Source organism: Frankia sp. Allo2 (genome assembly GCF_000733325.1).
Taxonomy (GTDB): Bacteria; Actinomycetota; Actinomycetes; order Frankiales; family Frankiaceae; genus Frankia; species Frankia casuarinae.
Genome location: NZ_JPHT01000100.1, coordinates 1 through 2,039, shown reverse-complemented (window position 1 = coordinate 2,039; position 2,039 = coordinate 1). Strand labels below are relative to the sequence as shown.

General features: G+C 71.6%; 1 protein-coding gene. It reads right to left on the bottom strand.

Features of this window, described 5'->3' with window-relative positions:
* The coding region (locus tag ALLO2_RS22940) for a condensation domain-containing protein (protein ID WP_304413251.1) at positions 1-2,025 on the bottom strand (2,025 nt) is incomplete at its 3' end.
* Between the last annotated feature and the right edge of the window lie 14 nt (positions 2,026-2,039).

Below are 2,039 nucleotides of genomic sequence, written 5' to 3'. Positions count from 1 at the left end.
CACCACCCGCACCCACTCAGCCGCACCCAACACCGGCACCCGACCCACCAACACCCCCGGATCCGCCGCCACAGCCTCCAGGATCCGTACCAACCAGCGCCCGAAGCCCTCGACCTGGTCGGGCTCGAACACGTCCGGGCGGTAGGTCAGCCGCAGCCGCAGGTCCGTGGCACCCGGGATGACCGCGAGCGTCAGCGGATAGTGCGTCGAGTCACGCCCCCCGGCCGGGGTGATCCGCAGCGTGTCGTCGGGCCCGGACCCGGGCTCGGGCCCAGCATCCGGGTCGAAGGGATAGTTCTCGTAGGCCACCAGCGTGTCGAAGGTCGCGCCCGCACCGGCCAACCGCTGGATCTCGGCCAGCCCCAGGTACTGGTGGGCGATCAGAGCCGACTGCCGGTCCTGCAACGCGGTCAGCATCTCGATGACGGGCCGGTTCGGGTCCAGCGGCACCCGCACCGGCACCGTGTTGACGAACAGCCCCAGCATGTCCTCCACCCCGGGCAGCTCGGGCGGACGACCCGCGACGACCGCACCGAACACCACATCGCGCTGCCCCGCCAACCGACTGACCAGCATCGCCCACGCCCCCTGCACGACCGTGTTCAGCGTCAGGTCGTGCTCCCTGGCCAGGGCGCGCAGGGCCGCGATCAGTTCGGGGCCCGCAGAGGCCATGACCCGGCCCGGCGCCACCGGAAGCCGGGCCGGGTCGCCCGGCGCGACCAGGGTCGGTTCCGTCGTGCCGGCCAGCTCCCGCTGCCAGGCCTCGCGCGCCGCGTGCCGGTCCTGGCGGCCTAGCCAGGCCAGATACTCCCCGTACGGCGTGACCGGTGGCAGTCCGATCGGGTCACCGCCGGCCGCATAGATGGTGGACAACTCACGCAGCAGGACCGGCAGCGACCAACCATCCATCAGGATGTGATGGTTGGTGATCACCAGGCGGTGGTGTCGTGCGCCGAACCGGATCACCAGGAACCGCAGCAGCGGGGGCACCGCGGGGTCGAAGGCACGGGCCAGCTCGGCGGCGGCCAGCCGGTCGGCCTCCGCCTCGGCTTCGGCCGAAGGCAGCGCCGACACGTCCGCCTCACGCCATGGCAGCGCGACCCGATCGGCGATCACCTGGACCGGCTGCTCCAGGCCGGCGAGGTGCCGGAATCCGGCGCGCAGGTTGGGATGCCGGTCCAGCAGCGCCTGGCCCGCAGCCCGCAGTACAGCGGTGTCCAGCGGGCCGAGCAGGTTCAGCAGGCCCTGCCCCGAGTAGGCGTCCAGCGCCTGCTCGCCGAGCATGGCGTGGAACAGCAGGCCCTCCTGCAGGGGCGACAGCGGCCACACCTCGGCCAAGCCGGGCTGCGCAGCCTCCAGCTCGGTCACGTGCCCCTGGGCCAGCGGGACCAGTGGGAAGTCCGACGGGCTGTGCCCGCCCGCACCAGGCCGCGCGGCGTGCGCGGCCAAGCCGGTCAGCATCGCCACCCAGCCCTCGGCCAACTCCCGCACGGCGGACTCGGCCAACAACTCCCCCGGCCAGGAGAACATCAGGCTCAGCTCGGGGCCGTCCGCGCCGTCACGGACGACTCCGCCTGCTTCCAGGATGTGGGCGGCGGGCATCCGCTCGTCCATGTCCCCGCCGAGCGCCACCGGCTGCCACTCCTGCCGCCCGGAACCGGTGGTGAACCTGCCCAGGTAGTTGAAGCCGATCTGCGGGGTCGGCAGCGCCGCCAACGCCGGCCGCGTAGCGGGATTCAGATAACGCAACAGCCCGAAACCCAGACCATCACCGGGCACCGCCCGCACCTGCTCCTTGACCCTCTTCAACACCACACCAGCCGCGTCACCACCGGCCCGCACATCGACAAAGTCCACCTCACCCGGCTCCAACCTCACCGGATAAACACTGGTAAACCAACCCACCGTCCGCGACAGGTCGACCCCATCGGCCAGCGGCTCCCGGCCATGACCCTCCACATCCACCAGGACCGAACCAACCCCCCCACGCCACTCCACCACCGCAGCCGCCAACCCAGCCAGCAACACATCATTAACCC